General features: G+C 67.7%; 22 protein-coding genes and 1 pseudogene. 5 read left to right on the top strand and 18 right to left on the bottom strand.

Annotated features, from left to right (window positions below):
* The 3 genes from ACGFWE_RS36540 to ACGFWE_RS36530 form a co-directional block, all read right to left on the bottom strand.
* Positions 1–1,338, bottom strand: coding sequence for a hypothetical protein (locus tag ACGFWE_RS36540; RefSeq protein WP_393604444.1), 1,338 nt, complete (start codon positions 1,336–1,338; stop codon positions 1–3).
* A gap of 92 nt (positions 1,339–1,430) precedes the next feature.
* Positions 1,431–2,561: a WXG100 family type VII secretion target gene (locus ACGFWE_RS36535; protein ID WP_352389535.1), complete on the bottom strand. Its 1,131-nt coding sequence runs from the start codon at positions 2,559–2,561 to the stop codon at positions 1,431–1,433.
* On the bottom strand, positions 2,558–2,881 hold the full coding sequence (locus ACGFWE_RS36530; RefSeq protein WP_393604442.1) for a hypothetical protein: 324 nt from the start codon (positions 2,879–2,881) through the stop codon (positions 2,558–2,560). The genes ACGFWE_RS36535 and ACGFWE_RS36530 overlap by 4 nt, the downstream gene beginning before the upstream one ends.
* A gap of 307 nt (positions 2,882–3,188) precedes the next feature.
* On the opposite strand from ACGFWE_RS36530, the gene ACGFWE_RS36525 reads away from it, so the two are divergent.
* On the top strand, positions 3,189–3,494 hold the full coding sequence (locus ACGFWE_RS36525) for a hypothetical protein (protein WP_393604440.1): 306 nt from the start codon (positions 3,189–3,191) through the stop codon (positions 3,492–3,494).
* A 121-nt stretch (positions 3,495–3,615) separates the two neighbouring features.
* On the opposite strand, the gene ACGFWE_RS36520 is transcribed toward ACGFWE_RS36525, so the two are convergent.
* The 14 genes and pseudogenes from ACGFWE_RS36520 to eccB form a co-directional block, all read right to left on the bottom strand.
* On the bottom strand, positions 3,616–4,527 hold the full coding sequence (locus tag ACGFWE_RS36520) for a hypothetical protein (protein ID WP_393604438.1): 912 nt from the start codon (positions 4,525–4,527) through the stop codon (positions 3,616–3,618).
* A gap of 229 nt (positions 4,528–4,756) precedes the next feature.
* A complete protein-coding gene (locus ACGFWE_RS36515) occupies positions 4,757–6,994 on the bottom strand; it encodes a hypothetical protein (RefSeq protein ID WP_393604436.1) in 2,238 nt (745 codons plus the stop codon).
* 87 nt (positions 6,995–7,081) lie between these two features.
* Positions 7,082–7,516: a hypothetical protein gene (locus ACGFWE_RS36510; protein WP_352389529.1), complete on the bottom strand. Its 435-nt coding sequence runs from the start codon at positions 7,514–7,516 to the stop codon at positions 7,082–7,084.
* 268 nt (positions 7,517–7,784) lie between these two features.
* The gene (locus tag ACGFWE_RS36505) at positions 7,785–7,925 is read right to left on the bottom strand and encodes a hypothetical protein (protein ID WP_393604434.1); all 141 of its coding nucleotides are present in this window, start codon (positions 7,923–7,925) and stop codon (positions 7,785–7,787) included.
* A complete protein-coding gene (locus ACGFWE_RS36500; protein ID WP_393604432.1) occupies positions 7,926–8,252 on the bottom strand; it encodes a hypothetical protein in 327 nt (108 codons plus the stop codon).
* 136 nt (positions 8,253–8,388) lie between these two features.
* Positions 8,389–8,490 (bottom strand): annotated as a pseudogene (locus ACGFWE_RS36495) (IS5/IS1182 family transposase); the annotation flags it as partial.
* Between the two features lie 218 nt (positions 8,491–8,708).
* The gene (locus ACGFWE_RS36490; protein ID WP_393604430.1) at positions 8,709–9,908 is read right to left on the bottom strand and encodes a hypothetical protein; all 1,200 of its coding nucleotides are present in this window, start codon (positions 9,906–9,908) and stop codon (positions 8,709–8,711) included.
* Positions 9,909–10,329: 421 nt separating this feature from the next.
* Positions 10,330–11,616: a S8 family serine peptidase gene (locus tag ACGFWE_RS36485; protein ID WP_393604428.1), complete on the bottom strand. Its 1,287-nt coding sequence runs from the start codon at positions 11,614–11,616 to the stop codon at positions 10,330–10,332.
* Positions 11,617–11,704: 88 nt separating this feature from the next.
* Positions 11,705–13,147 (bottom strand): WXG100 family type VII secretion target, encoded by a 1,443-nt coding sequence (locus ACGFWE_RS36480; RefSeq protein WP_393604426.1) that lies wholly within the window; start codon positions 13,145–13,147, stop codon positions 11,705–11,707.
* Between the two features lie 38 nt (positions 13,148–13,185).
* Positions 13,186–13,500: a hypothetical protein gene (locus tag ACGFWE_RS36475; RefSeq protein WP_393604424.1), complete on the bottom strand. Its 315-nt coding sequence runs from the start codon at positions 13,498–13,500 to the stop codon at positions 13,186–13,188.
* Between the two features lie 5 nt (positions 13,501–13,505).
* Positions 13,506–14,801, bottom strand: a complete 1,296-nt coding sequence (gene mycP, locus ACGFWE_RS36470; RefSeq protein ID WP_393604422.1) for a type VII secretion-associated serine protease mycosin — start codon at positions 14,799–14,801, stop codon at positions 13,506–13,508.
* Positions 14,802–14,934: 133 nt separating this feature from the next.
* Complete coding sequence (locus ACGFWE_RS36465) at positions 14,935–15,228, bottom strand: WXG100 family type VII secretion target (RefSeq protein ID WP_057616722.1); 294 nt, start codon at positions 15,226–15,228, stop codon at positions 14,935–14,937.
* A 67-nt stretch (positions 15,229–15,295) separates the two neighbouring features.
* The gene (locus ACGFWE_RS36460) at positions 15,296–15,616 is read right to left on the bottom strand and encodes a WXG100 family type VII secretion target (RefSeq protein WP_007385064.1); all 321 of its coding nucleotides are present in this window, start codon (positions 15,614–15,616) and stop codon (positions 15,296–15,298) included.
* Between the two features lie 223 nt (positions 15,617–15,839).
* Positions 15,840–17,420, bottom strand: a complete 1,581-nt coding sequence (gene eccB, locus ACGFWE_RS36455) for a type VII secretion protein EccB (protein ID WP_352389523.1) — start codon at positions 17,418–17,420, stop codon at positions 15,840–15,842.
* A gap of 195 nt (positions 17,421–17,615) precedes the next feature.
* Between eccB and eccE the strand changes: the two genes are divergently transcribed.
* The 4 genes from eccE (at position 17,616) to ACGFWE_RS36435 (ending at position 23,547) form a co-directional block, all read left to right on the top strand.
* Positions 17,616–18,947: a type VII secretion protein EccE gene (gene eccE, locus ACGFWE_RS36450; protein WP_393604419.1), complete on the top strand. Its 1,332-nt coding sequence runs from the start codon at positions 17,616–17,618 to the stop codon at positions 18,945–18,947.
* A complete protein-coding gene (locus tag ACGFWE_RS36445) occupies positions 18,947–19,777 on the top strand; it encodes a hypothetical protein (RefSeq protein WP_393604417.1) in 831 nt (276 codons plus the stop codon). The genes eccE and ACGFWE_RS36445 overlap by 1 nt, the downstream gene beginning before the upstream one ends.
* 137 nt (positions 19,778–19,914) lie before the next feature.
* Positions 19,915–20,241 carry a DUF397 domain-containing protein gene (locus ACGFWE_RS36440; protein ID WP_352389521.1) on the top strand — a complete coding sequence of 109 codons (327 nt, stop codon included), beginning with the start codon at positions 19,915–19,917 and terminating at the stop codon, positions 20,239–20,241.
* A gap of 288 nt (positions 20,242–20,529) precedes the next feature.
* Positions 20,530–23,547 (top strand): SCO5717 family growth-regulating ATPase, encoded by a 3,018-nt coding sequence (locus tag ACGFWE_RS36435; RefSeq protein WP_393604415.1) that lies wholly within the window; start codon positions 20,530–20,532, stop codon positions 23,545–23,547.
* 82 nt (positions 23,548–23,629) lie between these two features.
* On the opposite strand, the gene ACGFWE_RS36430 is transcribed toward ACGFWE_RS36435, so the two are convergent.
* Positions 23,630–24,580 (bottom strand): bifunctional riboflavin kinase/FAD synthetase, encoded by a 951-nt coding sequence (locus ACGFWE_RS36430; RefSeq protein ID WP_352389519.1) that lies wholly within the window; start codon positions 24,578–24,580, stop codon positions 23,630–23,632.
* Positions 24,581–24,601: the final 21 nt, after the last annotated feature.

Here is a 24,601-nt window from a genome sequence, read left to right as displayed (position 1 = left end):
TCACCCCTCCGCCGTGTCTCCGTCTCCGTGGTCCATCCTCGCCACGGCCTGGACGGTGAGACCGGCAAGGGGCGCCAAGACGCCTGCCACCGCCGTCCACACCCGCCAAGCGCCACCGTCCGGGACGAGCAGCAGCGCGGTGAGGCACGCCAGGGCCACCGCGAACCCCACGACCACCGGCGCGGACGCGGTCACGAGCCAACCGGCGCCGAGGTCCAGGGTCTGGACCCGCCGCTCGGGGTCCGGTCGGGCGGGTTCCATGACACCCGCCTCCTCGACCCGCTCAGCCACCTGGACCGGGACAGCACCCGGCAACTGCCAGCCGTCGTCACCGACGAGTTCGGCCAACACGTCTTCGCCACGGCGCTGTTGGGGATGCCAGAGCAGCCACCCCTGTACGCCGGTCAGGGCGGCCCCGGCTGCGTCCAGTCCCATCGGGACGTGGAAGGGGATCTCCCGGCCACGGCCCTCCAGCACAAGACATGGCAACTTACGGGTGTTTTCCCGGCGCTTCTTCTCATCAGCCGCGTCCGGGCTTCCGGGCGGTGGCTCGTCGGTGTGCTCTCCGGTGCCGCTGACGGCGACTCGCAGGGACTGCCAGGCCGGGTCGACGGTTCGGGCGGGGCGACGCAGACTTCCAGTCGCCCACGAGCCGATGCCCATGGCGAGAGTAGCCAGAACCCAGACCGCGCCGATCAGCCACGCGCTGCCATGCTCCAGAGCCCGCCCGGCAAGTTGGCGCTCTACCTCGGCAAGCTGATCATCGCCGATGGCGCCAAGTTCGGGCTGCCCCGGTACAGACGCCACGTACAACTTGCTGCCGATGCCCTGGCGCCGGTGGGTGTCCGCCCGGAACGTCACCGGCACGACTTCCCCTCCGGAAGAAGGGGGAAGCAGGACGGTGTAGTCGGCCGTCGCTGAGGAGCGGAAGCTGCTGCCCGCGTCCTCTTTCTCGATCTTCACGACAGCACGCTGCTCGATCACCGCACCGGCATCAGCCAGCACCGCGCTTGTGCCCGTTCCACGCGCGTCGGCGACGATGAGCGTCGCCCAGAGAGCAACCAGGGTGGAGCCGGCGACCAGGAGACCCTCGGAGCGAACCAACATGCGGCGGGTTCCGCCCAGTCTCAACGGAATGGTGCCCGCGGCGGAGCCCGCTCGCACCGAGGCGGCCTGCACGGCCCACTGGTAGGTCTCGCTGCGCGACTTAGCGCCTGCGTGTTTGACCGCCACCGCCCAGATCACCACGCAGGCGGTGAGCAGTGCCAGCGAGCCCCACAGCACGGCTGTGCGAACCGGCGTGGCCCCCAGGAAGAGCCAGGCGGCAGTCAGGGCCACCAGGGCGAGTGGGGTGGCCACGGTGACGAACGTCCCGCAGCGCGGGAAGTACCGGGCACCGCTCACCCCCTTTTCCAACGTCCATTCCTGGCTCATCCGAACGCTCCGTACCGCTGGGGGTCAGGCCGTCCCCGCAAGGCCCTGGCATCCTGACTCGCACCGTGCCGTGCGTCAGTGACTGCGCCGGGCTTGTCTTCTTCCTTGTCCGCGTTGGGATCGCCGTTGACCGCTCCGTCGGCGGCCTTGGTGAGGTTGCCACTAGCGCCGAGTCCGAAGCCGATAGGGGCATTGGTGGCCACATCGCCCACGAGGTTGTGCGCGGTTGAGAACGTATGCCCGTCTGTGGCTCGATGCACGGCCGCGCTCCCGGCTCCGCCGCCGAGCCCTCCGGCGAGGGCTCCAAGCGCCATCTGAGAGCCGTCGAACCGCTCTCCACTCCAAAGGTTGTTCAGGGTGTCACCGGCGACCGAAGACCCAATGCCCACCGTGACGCCATCCGCAACGTTCGCGATCGCGCCCCCACCGAGCTGTGAGGTCAGCCGACCCGCCACGAACATCCCGCCAACGGCGCCGACCGCGCCGTTGAGGGCGTTGCCGGCGAACTCAGGCTTCTCCCCCGTGGCCAGGTTCGTCGCGACTCCGGAACCTGTCCCTGCGGCCCACTGCACACCCAGTTCGACGCTCAGGCTCAACCACTTCCTCAGACCCACGTATGTGCGGATGCTTCGGAAGACACGAGCGGCAGCGCCGAGCAACTGCCCCAGCTTCGACGCGGCATTCGCCGCCTGCGCCGCCAGCCGCATGGCATTCGCAGCTCCCGCCGCCGCCGAGAAGCCGACCGTGACGAAGGACAGCGCGACGGACGCCGCGATCGAGACACCGATCTCGAGGTAGATCTGATGAATCTCGTCATTGATCTCCTCGATGTTGTCGGCAGCCTCCTCAAGTCCCTTCGCCGCCTGCTCGAAAAGCGGCGCGGTCTCCTCGACCGCTCTCCCGACCTTCTCCCAGTACTCTCGGAACGCCCCGGCGGATTCCCCCCGCCAATGCTCACCGAGAACGCCCCGCACCCGCCTGTCGAGCGCGCCGTACGCCTCCTCCAGCTCCTCCCCCATCGTGCGCCACCCCTTGGCCGCCGCACGCAGCACATCGGGACGGCCGCCGGGATTGACCACCTCGATCCCGGCTTCGTAGATCTTCTCGGCGACGCTCTCCTCGCTCACGGCTTCCCACCCTTGAACAGCCCGGCAAGAGCCTCGTCCGCCGCTTCGGAATTCTTCGCGTTGTCCTTGAGAGCCTGGTTCAGCTCCTCAAAGCTGCGAGCCAGATTCCCCAACGATTCGACCATCCCGGCGGCCAAGTCCACGTACGCCGACGTGACCTCTTCGGACTCCGTCAGAAACCCGAAACCATCGTGGATCTGCTCCGCCCCCGTCGTACGCTCAAATGCCCTGACCGCACTCGCCAGGTCATAGCCCCGCGTCTCGAACGCGCTGGCCAGCCGCGTCACTTCCTGCGGATCCAAGTAGAAGTCACCAGACATGCGCCGCTCCCCACTCCCTCTCTCCACGAGACTTCGCCGTGCACTTCCGCAACACGAGAGCGAGCGAAGAGTCACGTGTCAGCACACGAAGGAGGGACGGCGTCAACCCGTCGGCATGAGGCGTCTGTCCGCCCCGATCCGGGGTGCGGACCATGGCACCGCGCAGGATCGAATCGGCAAGTGATCAACGGTGCATTCGACAGCGTCTCGGCGAGCAATCTGCCGCCGAGGGCGCCTCTCACCAGGAGTTGTGCGGAGTGACCGCCAACCGAGATGTGAGCGGCCATCCCGGTCACCTGCAGCGCGCTTGGGCAACACCGGGTCGGAGAAGTTCACCCAGGCCGCCGAGCACTTCATCTCGTCCTGGGGTTGCGATATGGGCGGACTCGTCAAGGATGCCGGCATCATCACGGACAAGCTCCAGCAGACCATCGACGGTTACAGCGGCACCGACCAACAGATCGCCGATTCGATGCGGGGCGGAACCACACCCGGCGAGCGCAGCGCTTCCCAGCGCCCGGTAATCGTCTGGGCGGAGGAGCACGTTATCGAACCGACCGGCATCGACCTCTCCACGACATTCGGGGACACATGGAAGTCGGTGTGCGGATAAACGGGGCGATTGCGGCCGACACCGATCTGGTCCGGGCTGGCTTCCGTAACACAATGCCCCCGGCGGTCTCGACGTCAACAAGACCACGCCGGACAGCCCGTCCCGTGATCGACGTCCGTACTCAAGAGGGCAGAGCCGCCGGTGCACCGCAGCCATGGCGGGCCGCCGACCACTCCGCGAAGTGCTCCAGATCCGCTCTCTCCTTCTGGGTGAGCGGGTCCGACGTGAACCTGCGGTCGCTGCCTTCGACCGGCGAAGCGTGGTAATAGCCGATGCCCAGGGCACCCAGGCAGGTTACTGACGTCCAGGCCGTGGACCTGTCGACCCCCGACGGCTTGTCATGCCCCCCGTACTTGCCGTTGACGACCGCTTCGGACGCGTCGCTGAAGGGGCCGTAAGCGGCGACGAGTCGCAGACTCCCCACCAGGACGCACTCCTCCACCGGCGCTTTCGCGGCGGCAGTCTCGCGCACCGTCGACGCGGAAGTCATCCCCTTACAGGTTCCAGTGGCGGCACCGGCCGACACCGTCCGAGCGACGGTCACGGGAGCGGTCAGCTTTCCTGTGTCTCCCGGCTCAGTGTCGCAGCCGGTCTTGTCCGCCGCGCGCTGTGCCGTCCCCGTGGCGGCCCGGGCGAGCTTGAGGCGTACCGCCTCGGTGACGTCGACGTCGTACGGCGAATCGACCGTCACCAGGATTCCGCTGCCCTGGTTCGGCGACCAGTTCTTGCAGCTCAGGAGGACCGACGTGGTGGCCTCGTCGTTCTTGGTGACCATGAGCCCCTGCCACCCGCCGCTCAGGGGCACGGGGGTGGTCTTTTCATCGTCCTGATAGGCGCCGTAGGCATTCTGGGCGCCGGCCGCGGTCTCGACGGCGATCTCGATGCCGTCGACCGTGCATCGCGTCGCCAGACCGACGGGCTCCGTCACATCGCCCGACACGTCGAACTGCCGACTGGAGACGTCGAATCCCAGACCGAGCAAGGAGAGTTTCGACTTTCCCGCGAGGTCCAGTACCGAGTCGACCGCGAGCATCCCACTACAGGCTCGTGCCGTCCTGGCAGCCGGGTACTGGGCCTGAAATCCGTAGTACCCGGCCCCCAGGACAGCCAGCGTCACTGCGGAACCGATCAGCCGACGTCTTCCCGTTCCTCGGAACAGAGCCTGAGAGTCCCACTTCATCCGACATGATCCCTGTCTTTGTGACGAACGACCGAACCTGCATGCACCGCCGCGACCGCCGGGCCGCCTCAGGCTTCCCGGTTCAGCCCTGGCCCGTGCCCCTCTTGTCCTGGCCGTAACCATTCAGGTTGCTCTCGGCCGACTGGAAGCCCTGCTCGACCTCGTTGGCCAGGATGTTGTTGTAGTCGGCGACGTCTCCCTTGCCCTGGGCCTCCGCCGAGTTCTGGTAGGCGTCCTGGAGCACAGCCGTGGTGGAGTGCTTCGAGTTCTCCCAGTCCGCGCCGCTGGAGTACACCGTGTCGCCCAGAGTGTCCCGCTCGGATCCCTGGACGATCTGGTTGATCAGGTCTCCGGTCACCGTCGTGGCGATACCGCCCACTCCGGCACCGACGGCGGGCGTGGCGATAAAGGAGGTGCCCACGCCGATGCCGGTGCCCACGATGCCCGCCGCGTAGCTGCCCGCGCGCCCCATGGCGTCGTTGTACGACTTGTCGGCCTCCACACCGGTGCCGATGTCCGACTCCCGTCGGCCGATCGCGATGCTGCCCTGGACCTCGCCGGAGGACCTGGCGATCTCCCTGAGCGCGGTGTCCGTGGAGCCCTTGAAAGCGTCCGGGTGCTGGAGGTGGTAGTCGATGAGATTCGACGTGTACGCGCTCTCGCCGAGGTTGACCGCCGCGTAGCCGTCCGGGTCCTTCCCCACAGTCATCAGGAAGCGGGAGGTGTCCCGCTCGTCAAACACGGCCCGGGTGCCGGAGAGGGGATAGAACTCGCCCTTATTGTCGGACTGGTCGTTCGTCAGGGACTGGTGGATGTCCGGCATGTACTCACCGGCCATGCGTCCCAGACTGTCCTGCATCCCGTCGTGGGCCAGCCCGTCGTCCTTGGAAACGTCGTGGACGACCTTCTCCATGAGCGCGGCCTGCTGCTCGTTGTGCGCCGGAGTCTCCGCCGAAGGACTGCTGTCGTACGAGTGTCCCGTCACGGCGGATTCCAGGGCGTGACCGAGGTTGTTGTAGCCGCTGGGGTTCTTGGGGTCACCCGTGTAGGCCCCACCATCCGGCCAGTGCCGGTCCTTCATCAGGTAATCGTAGTGATCGACCTTTTCGCCGTTGACCGAGGTCTCAGAGCCGAAGAACTCGGTGGAGGCCTCCGGGTTGTGCCCCAGGGCGTCCATGTACCCGGCCATCGGATCGAGCGCCCCGATGTTGGTCGTACCCAGCGTCCGCGGGTACCCCCAGTAGGCGTCCGGGTTCTGCCCCGCGTTGGCGCCGTTCTTGTCCGCGGTGATCAGCGCGTCGCCGTAGTCCTGGAGGAAGTCCTTGTCCCACTTGCCCTCGCTCATCAGGCTGCTGGTGAGCTGGTAGCCGCTGAGGCCGTACGGCGACTCGGTGGGGTTGGCGTTGAAGTCGCGCTGGCCCGCCTTGAGCAGGTCGTTCTGGAACTTGGTAATCTCCGGGTCGGGGCCGCCCTTGCGGTGATCGTCCGACGTGGTCGCCGTTCCGATGGTGGTGCCCAAGTTCGCCTTGAGCTCCTTGAGTTGGGTCAGCTGCGCTTTGGAGAGCGTGGTGCCGACCGGCGGGCTCATGAGCTCGTTGTACTTGCCCAGCATGTTCTCGCCACCGGTCTTGACCGCGAAGTCCCTCGAGAACTCGGGGTCGTTCTTGTTGGCGGAGAGGAGCAGGTTGAGCTTCGTGATCTCGGCGTCGGAGAGGCGGCCCTTCTTGTTCATCAGGGCGGCGGCCTGGTCGGCCTCGACGGCGTCGAGGGTGGTGTAGACGCTGGTGTTGAAGGACTGGCTGTCGCCGTTGGCATCGCGTTCCAGGGCCGAGCTTGCGGCCTCGTCCGCGGCGGTGGCCACCTCCAGGACGCGCGTCAGCCGGGAGACGAGCGAGTCCAGCTTCTTCTTGCGTTCTTCGGCGAAGCCCGGCGAGGCGGAGGCGGTCGGGCTGTCCCAGCGCGAGTCGACGTCCTCGACGCGGCCGTCGTCGTACACCTTGTAGTGGTCGGTGCGGGCCTCGTCGAGCAGGGCGTGCAACTGCTTCTGGGAGGCGGCGAATTCGCCGTGCGCGTCCAGCAGCAGCTTGGCGATGCGCTCCGCCTCGGTGGCGGCGTTCTCGTACTCCGTACGGGCCTTGCCCATGGTGACGAAGGCGGCCTCGGCGGCGTCACCCTCCCAGTGGCCCTTGAGGTGGTTGATGACCCGCTGCTCGAACTCCCGCTGCAACGCGTCGTACTTGGCCGGCAGCGCCTTCCAGGAGGCGGCGGCGTCGGCCAGCGGGCCGAGGTCGGCCTTGTCGAGGTAGGGGATGGACACCATGTGCGACTGCTCCTTGTGAGGGGATTCCGGTCCGACTCGATGGGCTCGCCCAGGGCGGTACTACGACAGCCGCCCGGGCGGCCCCGCTCACCCGAAGGGCGTGCCGAGCGAGCGCTGCCGGGCCTGCTCCTCCTGCTCGGTGCTGGTGTAGTGGCCGGAGGTGGTGTGGAGCTTGTCGCTGATGTCCTGGAGCAGGCGCTTGAGGTTGATGACCTGGGAGCCCCAACGGACGTCCATGGTCACCAGAGAACCGGCGGTGGCCCAGGAACCCGCCTCGGCCATGCCCCCGGCACTGTGCTTGTTCAGCCCCCGGGAGGCGCTCAGGCAGTCGTCGTCGGCGCCGTTGTCGGCGTTCTCGGTGGCACCGCGCAGCTCGACGAGCGCGTTGGCTGCCTCGTCGAGGCGCTGGGTGTCGACGTTGGTACCGCCACCGCCGCTTCCGCTACCGCCCTCTGCGGGCACGGAGTTCAGCCGCGTCCGAGTGGATCCGCTGTGCTGCGGCGTATCGAAGGGAGTACTCATCCCTTGTCCCATCCCCGTTGTGAAAGTGGTGGACATGCCCGGTTCGCTCACTCGACCACGGATTTCGTCGCATCCGTACGACGTGAGGTGCCCACTCCGGCCGAAGCTCGCGCTCGGCGCCCCAGGCAAGGACATGCCAATCAGCAGGCCGAAAGATACCGGATCTTCCTTTCGGGGGCCCACTGTCGGCCGCACTGTGGGACGGGAGAGTGGAAGCGAATGGCCCGGCGGGCACCTGCCCGCCGGGCCGTCAGCCGCTCACCGAAGATCAGACGGCCGGCGCCTCCACGACCGGTCCGGCCGGCGCCTTCGCACCCACGGACCCGCCGAAGTCGGAGTTCGTGCGGTCCTGCATGTCGTCACGGGTGCTGTCCACCTTGATGAAGTACGGCTTGCCGGTGGTTGCCACCTACCACGTAACGGACTCCCCCTTCTCCGCCAGCACGACCGGAATCGCCTGCTGACCGTCCACCGTGGTCACCTTGCCCTTGGTCGCCTTGCTGCCGGCATCGAGCGTGTCGGGGGCAGTGAACTGCTCCTGGTGACACCAGCTGACGAGCTTCGCCATCAACGCGTTGCCCGGTGTCCCATGGGTCCACTTGCCGGTGGAGAAAGCGGTCTTGCCGAGCGCCGAGTTCATTCCCTTGGCGAACGTCGAGTCGGCCTTGGCCCAGATGTCGTTGCCTTTGCGGATGATCTCGAAGGAACCCTTCTCCGAAATCTCGACGGTACCCACACATCGCAGTACGCACACGGACCGAGCAGGACCGCCCTTCTCCCCCCAGATCCAACTGACCGTCGAGTGCGATGTCATTCGAGTAAGTCAGGCCCTGCCCACTACCCCGCCGCCCTCGGTCCACTGTTCGGTGGGGCTATCCGGCGCGGGCGAGGTTGTGCATGCGGGCGATGCCGAGCTCGGCACGGCGGACTCCGTCACCAACGAGTCGGAAGTCGCGGAGGATCTTCCAGGTCTTGGCTTGGAGGCCCAATCGACAATGCGCCGCGCTCAATCGCCCGAGCCGAGGGGCCCTGCCGTGGTGCCGGGCCAGACGCACTGAATTCCGACAGCCACTCGTTCTCGATCCCCACATCTTGCTGGACATAAGAGTGAGCGCCTCGTGAACCCTGCTTCGCCAGACGCCCATCTAGGTGCAACGAGGTGCAGAAAAACGTTGGCAGCGCAAGCAGACTATCAACTGCCGATACCCGGGAATTCCGAACGAACCCATGAAGCCCATTGCGACCAGAAGTTGTTTTCGTCCAGTCCGAACAGAGTTACGTAAAGCTTCCCTTCGCTCGCTGGGTCCGCATAAGAGAGTGCAACAAAACGGAGCGCCTTTCCCTCACCGTATTTTTCTGCCATGTATTGGATCGCCAGCCGAGACAGCGTGTAATTTCCCGCCCTCTCGCGTCCGTCATCCGAGTAGAAATCCTCGCCGCCGGACGGCGGAAGCCCTCTAAAGGCGTACCCGTTCAGCGAACCGGCATCCAGTCGGGCAGCACTGGGATTTCCCCGAAGCTCCATGAACTCGGCGAAACCTTCAGCGAGCCAAGTAGAGGGGTGTGAAAAGTGAGCGAGCATCGCGTGCGCGATCTCATGACGGCTGATGCGCTCCACCCCGTCTCGCCACGCACTAGACGTAAACCTACGGAGCGAAGAGTCCATGATCACCCGCGACCCGAATTGAAGCCTCTCCCTGGCTTTCGATTCGTACGCCGGCACCGATACGGTAGAACCAGCTTCCAGGGAGTCATTTTCCTCATCCCTTGAAAAGAACTGATTGTAAACCTTTCGGTTCGGCTCCAGAATCACCAATGCGCCCTTGGTTACGGACACATCCGATGGCCCCTTTTGGTCCCAGAAGGAGAAGTCTTCAGCACCCCCGCGGAAGATGTAGGGAGCATAACGCCGGGTACTATCTGCGTACCTCTTGTCCGAGACAACCAGTACTCTGCCCTGCTTGACGACAGTCATGTCGTCGTAGACGTCCCAGGGCGCGGGATAGTACGTCGCATCCAACCCCATCCAGGGGTCATCACTTTCACGGACCTCACTGACGGAAAACGGAGACTCAGAGTTGTAATCAAACTTCAGCTTCCACGTGTACTGCTCATACACGGGGACGACATCGACGCCCTCGATCTGATGAACAAAGACGACATCCTCGTAGCCCGCTGCTGCCGCCTCCCTGAGCGGCTCAAATCGCGCCACCACGAAAGGGACCTTTACCAGATTACGAAAAACCTTGCGCTGCTTGTCTTTGGCTGCACCGTTGAAGTGGGAGACAAAAGACGTCTCACTCTTCTGTTTGAGAGCCTCGTTAAGATCGTCAAAGAGCCTACCTACGGACGAAGCGTACTTCTCATCGTCCGAAGGCGCTTGGTAAGTCATTTTTCCATAAACGAGCAGGCTCGTGAGTGCGAGAACCGTAAACGCAACTACTCCGGCACCAGCGATGAGAATCTTGCGTAGAAGACTCCGGCGGGGAGGTGGTGGGGGCTGCGGCGGAGATTGCCAGGACGACTGCAAGAAATATTGTCGCTGATCGTCCTGCTGGGGCGCCTGCCCCGGCCAGTGGTCGCTAGGCGGCTGCACGGATGACACAAAACTCCCTACGAGTCTCAAAGTGGGCACTCAAGCCAGTTACTCGCACATTCATATGTCCATATGTTGACAACTCGGAAAGACGCGTCTCCATAATTCGAGTTGCCTGAGTGTCCCCAGAAATGCAAAAGAGAGCGGGCGTGATGCGACTGAGCACCAGACTCACCCGGCAAGTACCAATCAGGGGATCCACGGTGGCGACCTGCGGCTACTGCTGCGGAGGCCACTGATCTTGATGTGGGGTGGGCTGCTGCTGGTAGGGATTCTGCTGCGGCGGGAGGGGCTGACCGTATTGCTGGTAGCCGGCCGGCCCCCCGGGCCCATCATTGTTGTTCTTGTTCCGTCGGGACCGCTTCACAATCAGGAGCACGATGAGGCCGATAACTACCAGGGCTGCAATACCCAGGGTGACGAGGAAGAGCATTTGCTTCGAGTCTTCCTTTTCGTTTTCTGTAGCGGAGCCGACGTCGGACTGATCAGTGCCCGGCGCAGCGGAAGAGCTCTCAGCCCCTGAAACCTTGAGCGGTCCGTCCTGAGAGCCTGCGGGAATATCCTTCGTCAACGCCTCCAGCGGGTTGACGATACCGTAGCCGTACTTCGGGTCCGGGAGGGAAATACCCTTGGCTGATGCGGGGATGACGGCGGTCTTCACCAGCCGGTTGGCAATCTGTCCCGCCGTGAGATCAGGGAACTTCGCTCGAATCAACGCTGCGGCAGCAGACACGTAGGCAGTAGCGTCTGAAGTTCCATCTCCGATACTGAGCTTACTATTCCCTGGCCACCCTGCGTGCACAATGCGAGTAGCTGGCGCAGTCAGAAGTACCTCAGGCCCGTAGTTGGATTTCTCCCAGACTTTTCCACCATTGTCCACACCCCCGACAGTCAGCACGCCGGGGTATTTCGCTGGAAAATTAATATTGGAGCTACCATTATTGCCCGAACTTGCAACAATCAAGACATTGTGCGCGAGCGCGTACGCCACAGCCTCTCGGTCTTGTGGGAGATCCTGCGTCTGAAATTCGGAGATATTGATGATCGAGGCATCCTGATCCACGGCGTATCGGATCGCATCCGCATATCCATCTGTGCCCGACCGAATAGGGAGGATCTTAGCGTCCGGGGCCAACCCCTTGACGCCATCATCTCCTTCTGAACCATGCCCATGACCAGCAATAATCGAAGCCATTGCCGTGCCATGCCCCGACGTCGAATTATTTCCTTCAGGGCTTGCATCGTCGTCGTTGTCCTCGAAGTCTCGCCCTTGGAGCACGTTGTTCTTCAGATCGATATGGTCAGCGTTAACGCCATCATCAACGAGGGCGACAGTAACGCCCTTGCCGGTGGAGACCTTCCAGACCGATTCGGCTTGCAATGCGTCCAGCGCCCACTGGTCATCTCTGGTCTGGTCGGCAAAGGAAGCCGGAGCCGCTGCCAGGACCAGAGCGCCAGTCAATGCTGTAACACTCAGCGCACGTGCCGTTCGCTTGAAGGCCATTCCGTTTTCCATCTCCCGTTACCGAACGTGGGCGTGGTCTTCTGACCACGCCCACGCATCCTGTCACTTGCCACTGGACCTCAGACGACTACTCGATGACTCGAGGGGCCGCGTTGGTCTGCGGGGTCCAGGTCTCCTCGTCCTCGACCAGGTAGTCGGGACGCTCGCCCTCGTGCTGTTCGTCTTCCTTGCGGCGGCCTGTGCGCGAACCGGGGGCGCCAGCGATGCCCCCCTTGCGAACGGCGCTGGCTCCTCCCTTGCCTGCGGCACCGCGGCTGCTGTGTAGGCCCGAACCGCCGGCAGTGCCCCTGCCCGCGCCTGTACCGGACTTGGGCGTGCCACCCACTACGCCACCACGAGCCGTGCCTCCTACCCGTCCGGCTGCACCCTTGGCAGCGCCTGCGCCGCCCACACCGCCAGCACCAGCACGACCTGCCATACCCCCAGCAGCGCCAGCACGACCGACCATGCCGCCGCGAGCGGCGCCGACGCCTCCAGCGGTTCCGCCGACCGCACCGCCGACGACGCCTGAACCACCACCACCGACGCCACCGCCGCCAGCGGTTCCGCCACCGACCGTACCGATGCCGCCAGTTGTGGGCGCACCCGTGTGACCGCCGGAAACGCCGTCAATCGCAGTACCGATCTGAGGCTGTGAGACCGAGGGTTTGTGGGCACCGCCCGTAATGTCCGACGGCTTATGGGCACCACCCGTAATGCCCGATGGCGGGGACACAGCCTTGGACGAGCCGATCGTGCTGGTCTGTCCACCACTGCGAGCAGCGCCCGCCGTTACCTTTTGCGGGCTTCTTGTTGCGGTCCCTGTGGGCATGATCACGGGAGCAGGGGCAACGCCGCCGCTGGGATCGCCAGGATAGTCCTGGGGATCTTCAAGACGGCCCTTCCACTTCCCCATCTCAAGGGCCCGACTGTTGTAAGCCGCCCCCAAAATCTCCATCTGCTCAGCCATCTTGAGCTGAGCCTCTCGCCCTGCAGACAGACTGCCCTCTTTATTGGCGAGAACATCCCCCGAACTGGCCCCACTCCTAAGGGCGTTGTCAGCAGCCGGACCCCCATCCCGATCGCCAAGATCTCCTACGAAGTCCGCCGCGCTGGAGAGCTTGCCCGGCTTCTCCATCGCCATGACCGTTTCCCTGACCCTGGAAAGGATCGCAGCCGCGCCTCGGAGGGACGCCGCGACGTTGTCCGCGTAGCCAGCGCTATCGGTGATCGTTTTACTGATCTCCTGCGCCCGCTGCCTGAACAGGTCCGCGCTCTGACCTTCCCAATGCGCCAGAACGTGCTGCACAGCGGTTTCAAGGCTCTCCTTGATACCGCCACCTCCGATGAGGTCATGGCTGAGGTCGGCCCAACCCTGCGCCACCGACTTCACGGTTCCTGCATCCGCGCTCTGAACCATTGCTTTCATCTGGTCCATGTCGCACTCAAGCCCGAACTTCGTGGTGGGCTTTGCCGCGAAGCACTGGTTGGCCGGAACGTATTCCAAACTTCCGATGCCCTTGTCTGCCATGGCTAGTGTCCCCTCATCTCCATGTAGCAGAACACTTGTTACTTCCCCCGGAATGCGGCGTAGTTATCCGCTTCGGCATCACTGAACGCATCGTGCGTCTTCTTCGTCTTCTGCCCGAAGTCATCCAACAGGTCTTCCAGATACTGGACAACACCCTCAAGGACTTCCTTCATCTGGGCATGAGCCGTGTACAGCGTCTCGGCCTCCCCGAAGCCAGTCCCAAGAGCCCCCTGCGGCAGGTACGTCTTGTTCTGAACACTCGCCTTGGACGCGGACATGTTCTTGAGGACCGCGTTCAGCTTGGTGATCGTGCCTTCGATCTCACTCAGATCGACCTTGTACTGCTCAGCCATAATGCTCAGCTCCCCGTTGACTCCACGTTGTTACCCACACCCTGCTTGCGCCGCCAGTCGCTGAGGACCCGTCCGCCCCCGAACAGCAGCAGCACCAACGCGAATCCCGTCGCCAGGACGTACAGCGCGTAGCGTTCCGTTCGTTGCTGCTCGGTCTCGCCGAGGACCAGTGTCGCGGCCTGGACGTCGGCGCCGCCCGCGGGGCCGCCGGCCGAGTCCGGCTTCGGGCCGGCGGCGGAGGGTTCCGTCGTGTCGTCGTTGACCGCTGCCGCCGGGTCGATGACGCCCCAGCCCACGAAGTCGTCGCGGCCCGCCTTGGTCCGGTCCGCCGTCTGCTCGATCTGGGTGATGACCTGCTTGTAGGTCCACTTCGGGTGCTTGGCGCGGATCAGCGCCGCGACACCCGAGACGTACGGCGCCGCGAAACTCGTACCCTGGTCGACGCAGTTGCCGCCCACCGGGACGGTCGAGACCATGTCGATGCCCGGTGCCGCGACGCCCACGAACGGCCCCGACTGGGAGAAGGGGGCGCGGGCGTTGTTGCGGTCGGAGGCGGCGACCGCGAGGACACCCGGGTACGCCGCCGGGTACGTCTCCTTGACCTTGCCGTCCGCACCGTCGTTGCCGGCCGCGGCCACGATCAGCGCGTCCTTCGACTGGGCGAACTTGATGGCCGAACGGAAGGCGTCGTCGACCGACGGGTCCATCTTCGAGGCGGTGTCCTGCGAGATGTTGATGACCTGGGCGCCCTGCTCGGCCGCCCACCTGATGGCCTGCATCATCGTGCCGACGTTGCCGCTGCCCTGGTCGTCGTTCTGGCGGATCGGAAGGATCGTCGCTTCCGGGGCGAGGCCGACGAAACCGGTGCCGTCGAGCTTTCTGGCCGCGATGATGCCCGCCACCTTGGTGCCGTGGCCCACCTTGTCGGACTTGCCGTTGCCGCCGGGGTGCAGGAAGTCCTTGCCGTTGGCGACCGCGCCGCTCTTGAGCTGCGCGTTGACGGTGTCGACACCGGTGTCGATGACGGCGACCTTGACGCCCTTGCCCTTGGTGGCCTGCCACAGCTGGTCCAGGACCACGCGCTGCAGCGACCAGGGCGTTCCCTTGATGACGTCGGACGGGAACGAGCAGCTGGTGTCGTCGACCTGGAAGCGCACGTCGTCGTCGGCCAAGGTGGTCCGCACGCGCTCGGCGGCGGTGCTCGGCGTGGCCCCCGCCAAGGGCAGCCCACAGGCCAGCACCGCCACGGCGGCGGTGCCTGCGGCGCTCCGACGCGCGACGCGCGATGCCCCGGATCCCACTGTGTTACGTCCTCCCGTTTTGTTTCTGTACGGGACGCATGAACCGGCTTTGAGCGGAAAGGTCCGTACGCCCCGTGAATCGCCGATGGGGGCGAGTGCGCGACAGCGCACCCGCCCCCATCAAGCGGTCACGTCAGCCGCCCCAGATCTGGGCGTTCTTCGACTCGGTCGCCTGGTAGTTCTGGGCGGCGCTGTCGAGGGCCTTGGCGATGGCCTCCAGCGTCTGCTGCATGGAGGCGGCGCGCTGGTCCCACTCGGCCTGCTTGGCGCGGTAGGACTCCTGCGCCGTGCCTTCCCAACTGGCGGAGATGCGCTTGACGCCGCTCTCCAGCTCGTCAAGCTGCGTACGGATCTTGCCCGCGGTGCTGCGGACGTCCTGCGCGGCCTGGGAGATAGTGGCGAAATTTACAAGAATCTGCCCGGACATCTCTTCTATGTCTCCTCGGATGTGTGGATGGTCGGTCACGGACGTGCGCCGCGGCGCACGGGTCCGATCATCCGAAGGGGGACGAGGCCGCGATGTTCTGGATGGACGCGCGCTGCTCCTCTTCCGAAGCCGCGTAGGCCTTGGTGCTCTGGTCGATCGCTTCCTTGATGTCGTTCAAGATCTGGTTGATCTTGTTGGCATCCTGGTTCACCTGCGACTGCAGGTTGTTGTACGCGGTGGCCGCCGAGCCCTTCCAGCCGCCCGTGATCGTGTCGATCACAGTCTGCAGGCGGGAGATTTCGCCCTGGATCGAGGAGTTGACCGAGGAGATCTTGCCGCTGAAAGCGACCATCTCCTCCTCGGTCATGGTGAACTGCTGTCCAGCCATGTTGTGTCCCCCATGAGACGTAGGAGTTCTGAGTAGACCCTCACTCGGAACGCCGACACCGAATGGTGGCAGGCGTATCCCGTCCGGTCTGGTTCCACTCTAGTCGCATCCGCTGACGGAGCGAACATCAGTTGGGACTTGTATCAAGATCGCGATGAAGTCAACTCACCACGTTCACAAGTGCGTTCGTGAAGAGTGAGTGACTCGGAACCCGATGCGCGGGCTACGACCCCTGCGCCTGCTCCGCGTTGCCGCTGCTCAGCTCCGGCCCCGCCGCCAGCAGGTCCGCCCATGTCGCCGGGACCGACGCCGCGCGGATCTTGCCGTAACCGAGCCGGACCTGAGAGGTGTTGGTCTGCTGCTGGGACTGGTTGTCGGCCTTCTCGCCGCCCGTCACCTCGCTGTCGTTGCGAGCGGGGATCGAGTAGCGCAGGCCGGTGTCGGTCACCAGGAAGGTGCTGCCGCCGCCGGCGTCGGTGCCGGTGATGCGCTTGAAGAGCAGGCCGCTGCCAGGTGAGACGTAGGTCCGCGAACCGCTCTGGGAGACGTCCTTCGGGAAGTCCTGGCCGGTCCACACGGACATCAGCGGCCTGCCGGTCTTCGGGTTCTTCTCACCGCCGTGCCAGATGCTGCACGAGGTCTTCTCGCCGCCCAGCTCCCAGACGGTGTTGGCCTGCTTGACCGACTCGGCGGGCCAGTTCTTCTCCTTCAGCCACTCGCCCGTCTCCGGCTGGATGTCGTTGAAGCTCACCTTCACCGGCTCCGGGTCGGTGGCCGCGTACACGGCGCTGATGAAGGGGTTGCGCAGCCACATCTGCGCCGTGAAGTCGGAGACGGCCTTGACGCCGTCCTTCAGCACGATGAACTTCTGCGTCGAACTGCCGGAAGGCGCCTCCAGGACGAGGCCCACCTTGGAGTACTGGGGCAGAAGGCCCTCGATGTGCGCCTCCGAGCCCGCCTGCGCCCCCAGGTCCTGCAGGGTGGGGAAGTCGAGGGTGCCCACGGGGTTCAGCGTCTTGACGAAGGCCGCGCTGACCTTCTGCGGCTGCTTTCCGTCACCGAACACGGCACGCTCGATGTCCTGCATCTGGTCGTCGGTCATCAGCCGCCACAGCTTGCCGCCGATCAGATAGGCGCTGCCGTCGGAGGTCACCATGAACCGCTGGCCGTGCCCGATCGTCGGGTCCGTCGGACCCTCGATGTACAGCACCTGGTCCTGCTTCAGCCGGCCGCCGCTCTTCTGGAACAGCTTGGTGTCGTCGCTCTTGTCCAGCACGTACGTCGCGCTGACGGGCTGTCCGTCCTCACCCGGTGCCTGGCACAGCGCCCAGGTCTTCGCCGTCTTCGCGTCCTCCGCGGACGGCAGCCGGTCCGGGGCGAAGGGGATGCCGACGGTGGCGCCCATCGGGTACTTGCTGTTGTCGAGCACCGACTCCTTGACCTTCAGTACCTGGGGGTTCTCGCCGTTCAGCAGCAGCTTGGCGGACGCCAGGTTGAGGACCGGGTGCAGGCTGAGCTTGTTCTCGCCCTTGGTCTTCACCAGCACATAGCGCGTCGTCGACTCGCTGCCGACGAGGATGTTCTTGCCCTGCTGGTCCCAGCCCTTCGGCGCGGTCGGGCTGAGCATGCCCCAGGCGCCGAATCCGATGAGCACCAGCGCCGCCACACCGAGACTCGGCAGGACGGTCTTCAGGGGGCGCGGTGCCGCCTCTTCCGAACCGTGCGGAGACGGCTGAAGAAACGCCGCCACCGTGCGCCTGCGCGCGAAGGAGTAAGCGTTCAGCTCATCCCGACGTGTCGCCATCGATGGGTCAACTCCCCGTTTTTTCGCTTTGATTCCGAATGCGGAACTCCCCAGGGCCGCCCGGTACTCCGTGGCGTTTGCTCCTGCAGGGGCCTCTACTATGCCGTGTGACGATCGCACCGTACGGTACGGGGTACGGTGATCCGCCGCCAGCTCGAGTCGCGGCCAGACAATGCAAAGGGGTTGTACCGGGGGATGAGCACTGCGACCAGGTCCCGGCGCCGCAACGGCAGCCGTCGTACCCAGGAGAACCAGGGGCCAGGGCAGGTGCCGGAACCGGCACAGCGGTCCGCTCCCCCGAGTCCGGCCTCGCCGTCGCTCGCCCGGCGCCCCGGCAGCATCGGCCCGATCCGGGTCCAGCAGCTGATCGGCTTCGAACTGGCCGCCGCCGTCCTGCTCATCGGCTGGCTGCTGCGCCCCATCGGTCTCACCGTCGGCATCGTGCTCGCCGTACCGCTGGTCCTCGCCGGACTGCTGCGCCGGCGAGGCCGCCCGCTGCCCGAGTGGTTCAGCACCGCCCGCGCGCTCCGCGACCGCCGCAGGCGCAACGCCGAGCCCGTGCCCCCCGGCACCGACCCCGGCTTCGCGCCGGCCGTCGAGTGCGACCCGGCGCTGCGCACCTACAGCTTCCAGGACCGCGAGCAGCGCGAGATCGGCATGCTCGGCGACGGCACCTTCCTCACCGCGCTGGTCCAGGTGCAGGCCGCGGACACCCCCCTGCGTCCCTCCTACGGCACCGGCGACATCCCCCTCGATCTGCTGCAGGGCCTGCTGGAGGTGGACGACATCCGGCTCGCCTCGGTCCAGGTCGTCCAGCACACCCAGCCCGCGCCCGCCCCGCACCTGCCCCCGCAGGCCATGGCGGTCCGTTCCTACGGGCCGTTGCAGGCCCAGAGCATGACGCCGGGGCTGCGCATCACCTGGGTCGCGCTCAAGCTCGACCCGGAGCTGTGCCCGGAGGCCGTGGCGGCCCGCGGCGGCGGCATGCAGGGCGCCCGGCGGGCGCTGCTGCGGGTCGCCGACCAGCTGGCCAGCCGGCTCATGGGGGCCGGCATGCAGGCCAAGGTGCTGAGCGAGTCGGACATCTGCGGCGCCGTCGCGACGTCCAGCTGTGTCAACCCGATGGCCACCACCGGCGGTGCCGCCCTGGACGGGAGCCGCTCGGGCCGCCGTACGGCCGAGACCACCCGTACCTGGCGCTGCGACGACCGACTGCACACCACGTACTGGATCTCCAAGTGGCCGCAGTTCGGCGGCGCCGGGCCGGCGTTCCCCCGGCTGGTCGGCGCGCTGACCTCCGCGCCCACGCTCGCCAGCACCTTCTCGCTCACCCTCAGCAGGCAGCGGGGCAAGGTCCTGGCCCTGTCCGGACACGTGCGCCTGACCGGCCGCGGTGAGAACGAACTGGGCGAGGCCGCCGAGCACTTGGAGCGGGCGGCGTCCGCGTTCAAGGTCGGTCTCGTACGGCTCGACCGTGAGCAGCTGCCCGGAGTTCTGGCCACCCTGCCGCTGGGAGGTACCCGCTGATGTCCGCTCCCACCGTCCGCCCCTCCGGGCGCTCCGGCTTCGGATCGTCGTCGACCCCGGGCTTCCCCGGGCAGCGTCCCGGGCATCTGCCCCGCTCCCCCGAGCCCGCCCGGCTCGGTCCGGAGCGGCGGCTGCGCGAGGCCTTCGGTCTGCTCGGTCCCCGGCGTGAGCGTCACCTCGTCGACGCCGACGTCCTGGCGCAGCTGACCCTGCCCGTCGGCGACGACGGTCTGATCCTCGGCATCGACCAGGACAGCCAGCCCGCGGTGCTGGGACTGTGCCGCCCCACCCGCCTGGACATGGTGCTGGTCGGGGGTACCTGGATGGCCCAGGTCATCGCCCTGCGCGCGGCGGCGATCGGCACGCGCGTGGCCGTGGAGACGGCCCGTCCGCAGCTGTGGGCGCCGATGGCGCAGGCGGCCGGCGGCGGCCAGCAGTGTGTGACGGTGCACCAGGTGGGGCGGATCGCCCCGCAGGGCCCGTCCCCTGCCAGCCCGGTGCTCATCATCCGCGACCTGGGCATCCGCCCGCCGCGCAGCCGTCTCACCACGGCGCCCTGGCAGTCGGTGCTGACCCTGCTCCCCTACCTCGGCCCGACCGCGCCGCGACTGCTGGCCAACGCGGACGTCGTCGGCGTCCAGCGGATCTCTCCGCAGGAGTCCCAGGTGGTCGGCAAGTCCATGCGGTTGCCCCAGGGCGACGCCGCGTCCCTGCCGTCCCTCGCCGACAACGTCGCCCTGTGGTGCACACAGAAGCACCGGCAGTACGTGATGACCCAGCCCACCGACGCGGAAACCGGTCTGCTCGGGGCGCCCCGCCGTATGGACTGACGGGCCTCCCCGTGGCGCGGCCAAGGTCTCGGCCCTTCACGCGAGTTGGTGACCGAACCGTTGCGCTGTGTGAGGGGACCCAGGCCAAGTAGGGTGCTCCTGCACGAGGTTCGCTCATGAGAAAGGGCCCGCCGACCATGTCTGACACGGACGACATCGCCGCAAAGACGCCGGACGAGGACGTCAAGGCACGAAAGGCGAGGGAACGGGACGAGCTGTACGCCCTGGACATCTCCGGCGTCGAGTGGCTCAGCGCACCCGGCACCGAGGAGCACGAGGAGCGCGTCGAGATCGCCTACCTCCCCGAGGGCGCGGTGGCCATGCGGTCCTCCCTGGACCCGGACACCGTGCTGCGGTACACGGAGGCGGAGTGGCGGGCCTTCGTACTGGGCGCCCGCGACGGCGAGTTCGACCTTGAGCCCACCTCGCACAACGGCGGCCCGACCGCGGAGCAGGCCGAGTAGCGCGGCAGCCGAGCAGGCACCGCGGCCCCGGGCTCAGGACACGGACAACCGTCACAAGGCCGACATCAGGGCAGGCACCGGCCCGTTGGGCGCGAGCGCACAGCGGACGGGCCTGCCCCGCCGACGCCTGTGGCGTTTACGCTTGATGCGGGTGCGACGTAGGAATCCACGGGTGGGTTGTTCGCGTCCAGGGGACTTCAGTCGGATCGGACAACAGGAACGGTCGCCCCCAGCCCGGCACATGAGTGCCCACCCGGCACGAGGGTGCTCGACCAACCAGGAGGAATTGTGCAGAGCGATCGGGACGGGCTGCGCGCGGGCTGGACCACGCCCAGCGACGACCAGTCCGACGCGGAGTCCGCCACGGAGATGACGGGCGAGTTCACCATCGACTACGCCGCACCTGCCTGGTACACGCAGAGCGCCGCGCCCGAGGCCGAGCCGGCGCCTCCCGCGCCCGCCCCTGCCCCCACCACGCCTGCACCCCACCCCGGTTACCCCGATACGTCCGGTTCCGCACCGTCGGCGCCCGTCCCCGGCCCGCAGTTCGACCCGTCCGCGGGTGCGGCCGGCGCGACTGCGCCGCCGCCTCCGCCGCCGTGGGCGGGAAACCCCGCGGCCCCGCAGCCGCCGGCTCCTCCGCACCCGCAGAGCGGTTACGGCTACCCGCAGCCCCCGGCACCCCCGAACCCCCAGAGCGGCTACGGCTACCCGCAGCCGCCCGCGGCACCCAACCCCCAGAGCGGTTACGGCTACCCGCAACCGCCGGCGGCCCAAGCACCCGCGGCCCCGGCGCCTCCCGCGCCTGCCATGGCGTCGCCGGCGCCCGCACCCCCGGTCGCCCCCACGCCGCCCGCCGCCCCCGTGGCCCCCGCACCCCCGGGGCCGCCCGCCGCCCAGGGCGCCGACACCGCCGTACCTTCGGCCGGCGGGGACGCGGAAGGCCGTGGCGACACCCCGTCCGCCGCCGCTCCGACGACGAGCGCCCCGCAGCCCCCGGCCGCCCCGTCGGCGGACGCGCCCACCGATCCCGAGCCGTCGGCCTCCGGCGAGGCTCCACAGGTTCCCCCGGAGTCGGGTGACACCGCACCGGCCGCCCCCGCCCCCGCCCCCGAGCCGAGCGAGGCGGCAGCCGCGTCCGGCGACGACGGCGAACCCGGCACCGCCGGCCAGGACGCGGACACCCCCCAAGGCCCGCCGAGCGCGGAGGCCCCAGAACCCCCGGCCGACACCGCCGCCGGTGACGCCGAGACCGGTGCGGAGCCGCAGGCCGCCGCACCGGACGCCCCGGCCGCGCAGACGGCTGTACCCGAGCAGCCCCCGGCTGCCCCGGAGCAGCCCCAGCCCGCGCAGCCCTCCGCCCCGGAGCAGCCCGAAGCCCAGCAGGACGGCTGGCGGCCCCCGCCGGCTCCGCAGGGTGCCGTCCCGCCGCTCCCACCGCAGTTCGCGTCGGCGGACTCCGGCGCGGCCCCGCCGTCGGCCCCGGAGTGGTCGACCGGCGGACAGCCGCAGCCGCCCGCCGCGTACCCCGGCACCCCGCCCCCGCACGCCCAGCCGGCGGCCCCCGCGGCCCCGCCGCAGGCACCGCAGCCGGCCCCCTCCGGCTGGCCGGCCCAGCCGCCGCAGCCCGACGGCCCGGCGGGGCAGGGCGGTTACGGCTACCCGCAACCCCCCGCTCCCCAGCACCCGCAGAGCGGCTACGGCTTCCCCCAGCCCCAGCCCCAGCCCCCGGCCCCGCAGCCCGGCCAGGGCGGCTACGGCTACCCCCAGCCGCCCGCCCCGCCGAACCCGCAGGCCGGTCAGGGGTTCCCGCAGCCCCCCGCGCCCCCGAACCCCCAGAGCGGCTACGGCTTCCCGCAGGCCCCCCAGCCCGCCCCGGGCGGGTACGGCTACCCGCAGCCGCCCGCCCCGGCCCAGCCCCAGCAGCAGGCCCCGGGCCACCCCGGTCAGCCCATGCCGCCGGCCCAGCCGGGACAGCAGCCGCCGCAGGCACCGCAGGCACCGCAGGCACCGCCGGCACCCCAGCCCAACCCCTACGCGGGCGCCCCCGGCCAGCCGGGGGTGGATCCGCGTACCGGTGCCGCCTGGCCCGCCGCCGTCCAGCACGACCAGCGTCAGCAGGTCGCCGGCGCGGGCGCGCCGCTCGGCTACAACGCCGCGGTCGAGCTGACCTCGGACCGGCTCGTCAACAGCAAGAAGCAGAAGGCCAAGAGCAGCCGCCCCACTCCCGGTGGGTCGAAGTTCAAGATCGGCGGCAAGAAGGAGGAGCAGGAGAGGCAGCGCAAGCTGGACCTCATCCGCACCCCGGTGCTGTCCTGCTACCGGATCGCGGTGATCAGCCTCAAGGGCGGCGTGGGCAAGACGACCACGACGACCGCCCTCGGCTCCACCCTCGCCACCGAGCGGCAGGACAAGATCCTCGCCATCGACGCCAACCCGGACGCCGGCACGCTCGGCCGCCGGGTGCGGCGCGAGACCGGCGCGACCATCCGCGACCTGGTCCAGGCGATCCCGTACCTGAACTCGTACATGGACATCCGCCGGTTCACCTCCCAGGCGGCGTCGGGCCTGGAGATCATCGCCAACGACGTCGACCCGGCCGTGTCCACGACGTTCAACGACGAGGACTACCGGCGCGCGATCGACGTGCTGGGCCGCCAGTACCCGATCATCCTCACGGACTCGGGCACGGGTCTGCTCTACAGCGCCATGCGCGGGGTCCTGGACCTCGCCGACCAGCTGATCATCATCTCGACGCCGTCGGTGGACGGTGCGAGCAGCGCCAGCACGACGCTGGACTGGTTGTCGGCGCACGGGTACGCGTCCCTGGTCTCCCGGTCCATCACCGTGATCTCGGGGGTGCGCGAGACCGGCAAGATGATCAAGGTGGAGGACATCGTCACCCACTTCGAGCAGCGCTGCCGTGGCGTCATCGTGGTGCCGTTCGACGAGCACCTGGCGGCCGGTGCCGAGGTCGACCTCGACATGATGCGGCCGAAGGTCCGGGAGGCGTACTTCGACCTCGCCGCGATGGTGGCCGAGGACTTCGTGCGGGCCCAGCAGGAGCAGGGCCTGTGGACCGGGCAGGGCGGCCACCAGCCGCCGACCATGGCTCCCCCGATGCCGGGTCACCAGCAGGCCCCGGCCGCGCAGCCGCAACAGCCCCAGCCGCCGTTCCAGGGCTTCCCGGGCGCCCAGCCCGGCCAGCCGTGGCAGACCGGTCAGCCGGGTCAGCCCGGTCAGCCGCAGCCGGGGTTCCCGCAGCCGCCGTACGACCCGAACGCGGGCCGGCCGCCGCAGCAGTAGCACAACGGAAAAGAGGGCCGGCACCGTGAAGGTGCCGGCCCTCTTGTCGTGTCGTCTGTCGTGTCGTCTGTCGTCCCGTCGGTCAGGCCTGCGCGCCCGCGATCAGCTCACGGCACCGCTGCACGTCGCCGGCCATCGCCTTGAGCAGCGCGTCCAGCGAGTCGAACTTCTGCTGCCCGCGCACATAGGCGAGGAAGTCCACCGCCACGTGCAGCCCGTACAGGTCGAGCCCGACGCGGTCGATGGCGTACGCCTCCACCGTGCGCTCGGTGCCGTCGAACTGCGGGTTGGTGCCGACGGAGATCGCGGCCGGCATCGCCTCGCCCTGGGTGTGCAGCCAGCCGGCGTAGACGCCGTCGGCGGGGATGGCGGTGTGCGGGAGGGTCTCGACGTTGGCGGTCGGGAAGCCGAGTTCACGGCCGCGCTGGGCGCCGCGCACGACCACGCCCTCGACCCGGTGCGGGCGGCCCAGGATCTCCCCGGCGCCCTCCACGTCGCCCTCGGCGACCAGACGCCGGGTCAGGGTGGACGAGAACGGCTCGCCACCGCCCGCCGCGCCGGTCACGTACAGGTCGACGACCTCGACCTCGAAGTCGTACGTCTTGCCCTGCTGGACGAGGAAGTCGACGTTGCCCGCGGCCTTGTGGCCGAAGCGGAAGTTGGGGCCCTCGACGACCGCCTTGGCGTGCAGCTTGTCGACAAGGACCTTGACGACGAACTCGGCGGGCGAGAGCTTCGAGAACTCCGTGGTGAAGGGGAGGATCAGGAGCGCGTCCACGCCCAGCTCGGCCATGAGCTCGGCGCGGCGGTGGTGCGGGGCCAGCAGCGGCGGGTGGCTGCCGGGGCGGACGACCTCGCTGGGGTGCGGATCGAAGGTGACGACCACGGAGGGCACGCCCAGCTCGCGCGCCCGGTCCACGGCATGCCGGATGATCAGCTGGTGCCCGCGGTGGACCCCGTCGTAGGAACCGATGGTGACGACGCTGCGCCCCCAGTCCTCGGGGATGTCCTCCAAGCCACGCCAGCGCTGCACTGTGACCGCTCCTCGTCGAAC

Source organism: Streptomyces sp. NPDC048523 (genome assembly GCF_043199815.1).
Taxonomy (GTDB): Bacteria; Actinomycetota; Actinomycetes; order Streptomycetales; family Streptomycetaceae; genus Streptomyces.
The sequence above is the reverse complement of the archived record's forward strand: the minus strand, read 5'-3'. Positions and strand labels throughout refer to the sequence as shown.

What these genes read in the sequence shown, in the direction of transcription:
- ACGFWE_RS36530 (WP_393604442.1), bottom strand. Translation starts at nt 2,881, where the DNA reads ATGTCTGGTGACTTCTACTTGGATCCGCAGGAAGTGACGCGGCTGGCC.
- ACGFWE_RS36520 (WP_393604438.1), bottom strand. Translation starts at nt 4,527, where the DNA reads ATGCTCGCGGTCGACTCGGTACTGGACCTCGCGGGAAAGTCGAAACTC.
- ACGFWE_RS36515 (WP_393604436.1), bottom strand. Translation starts at nt 6,994, where the DNA reads ATGGTGTCCATCCCCTACCTCGACAAGGCCGACCTCGGCCCGCTGGCC.
- ACGFWE_RS36510 (WP_352389529.1), bottom strand. Translation starts at nt 7,516, where the DNA reads ATGAGTACTCCCTTCGATACGCCGCAGCACAGCGGATCCACTCGGACG.
- ACGFWE_RS36490 (WP_393604430.1), bottom strand. Translation starts at nt 9,908, where the DNA reads ATGACTTACCAAGCGCCTTCGGACGATGAGAAGTACGCTTCGTCCGTA.
- ACGFWE_RS36485 (WP_393604428.1), bottom strand. Translation starts at nt 11,616, where the DNA reads ATGGCCTTCAAGCGAACGGCACGTGCGCTGAGTGTTACAGCATTGACT.
- ACGFWE_RS36480 (WP_393604426.1), bottom strand. Translation starts at nt 13,147, where the DNA reads ATGGCAGACAAGGGCATCGGAAGTTTGGAATACGTTCCGGCCAACCAG.
- ACGFWE_RS36475 (WP_393604424.1), bottom strand. Translation starts at nt 13,500, where the DNA reads ATGGCTGAGCAGTACAAGGTCGATCTGAGTGAGATCGAAGGCACGATC.
- ACGFWE_RS36465 (WP_057616722.1), bottom strand. Translation starts at nt 15,228, where the DNA reads ATGTCCGGGCAGATTCTTGTAAATTTCGCCACTATCTCCCAGGCCGCG.
- ACGFWE_RS36460 (WP_007385064.1), bottom strand. Translation starts at nt 15,616, where the DNA reads ATGGCTGGACAGCAGTTCACCATGACCGAGGAGGAGATGGTCGCTTTC.
- eccB (WP_352389523.1), bottom strand. Translation starts at nt 17,420, where the DNA reads ATGGCGACACGTCGGGATGAGCTGAACGCTTACTCCTTCGCGCGCAGG.
- eccE (WP_393604419.1), top strand. Translation starts at nt 17,616, where the DNA reads ATGAGCACTGCGACCAGGTCCCGGCGCCGCAACGGCAGCCGTCGTACC.
- ACGFWE_RS36445 (WP_393604417.1), top strand. Translation starts at nt 18,947, where the DNA reads ATGTCCGCTCCCACCGTCCGCCCCTCCGGGCGCTCCGGCTTCGGATCG.
- ACGFWE_RS36440 (WP_352389521.1), top strand. Translation starts at nt 19,915, where the DNA reads ATGTCTGACACGGACGACATCGCCGCAAAGACGCCGGACGAGGACGTC.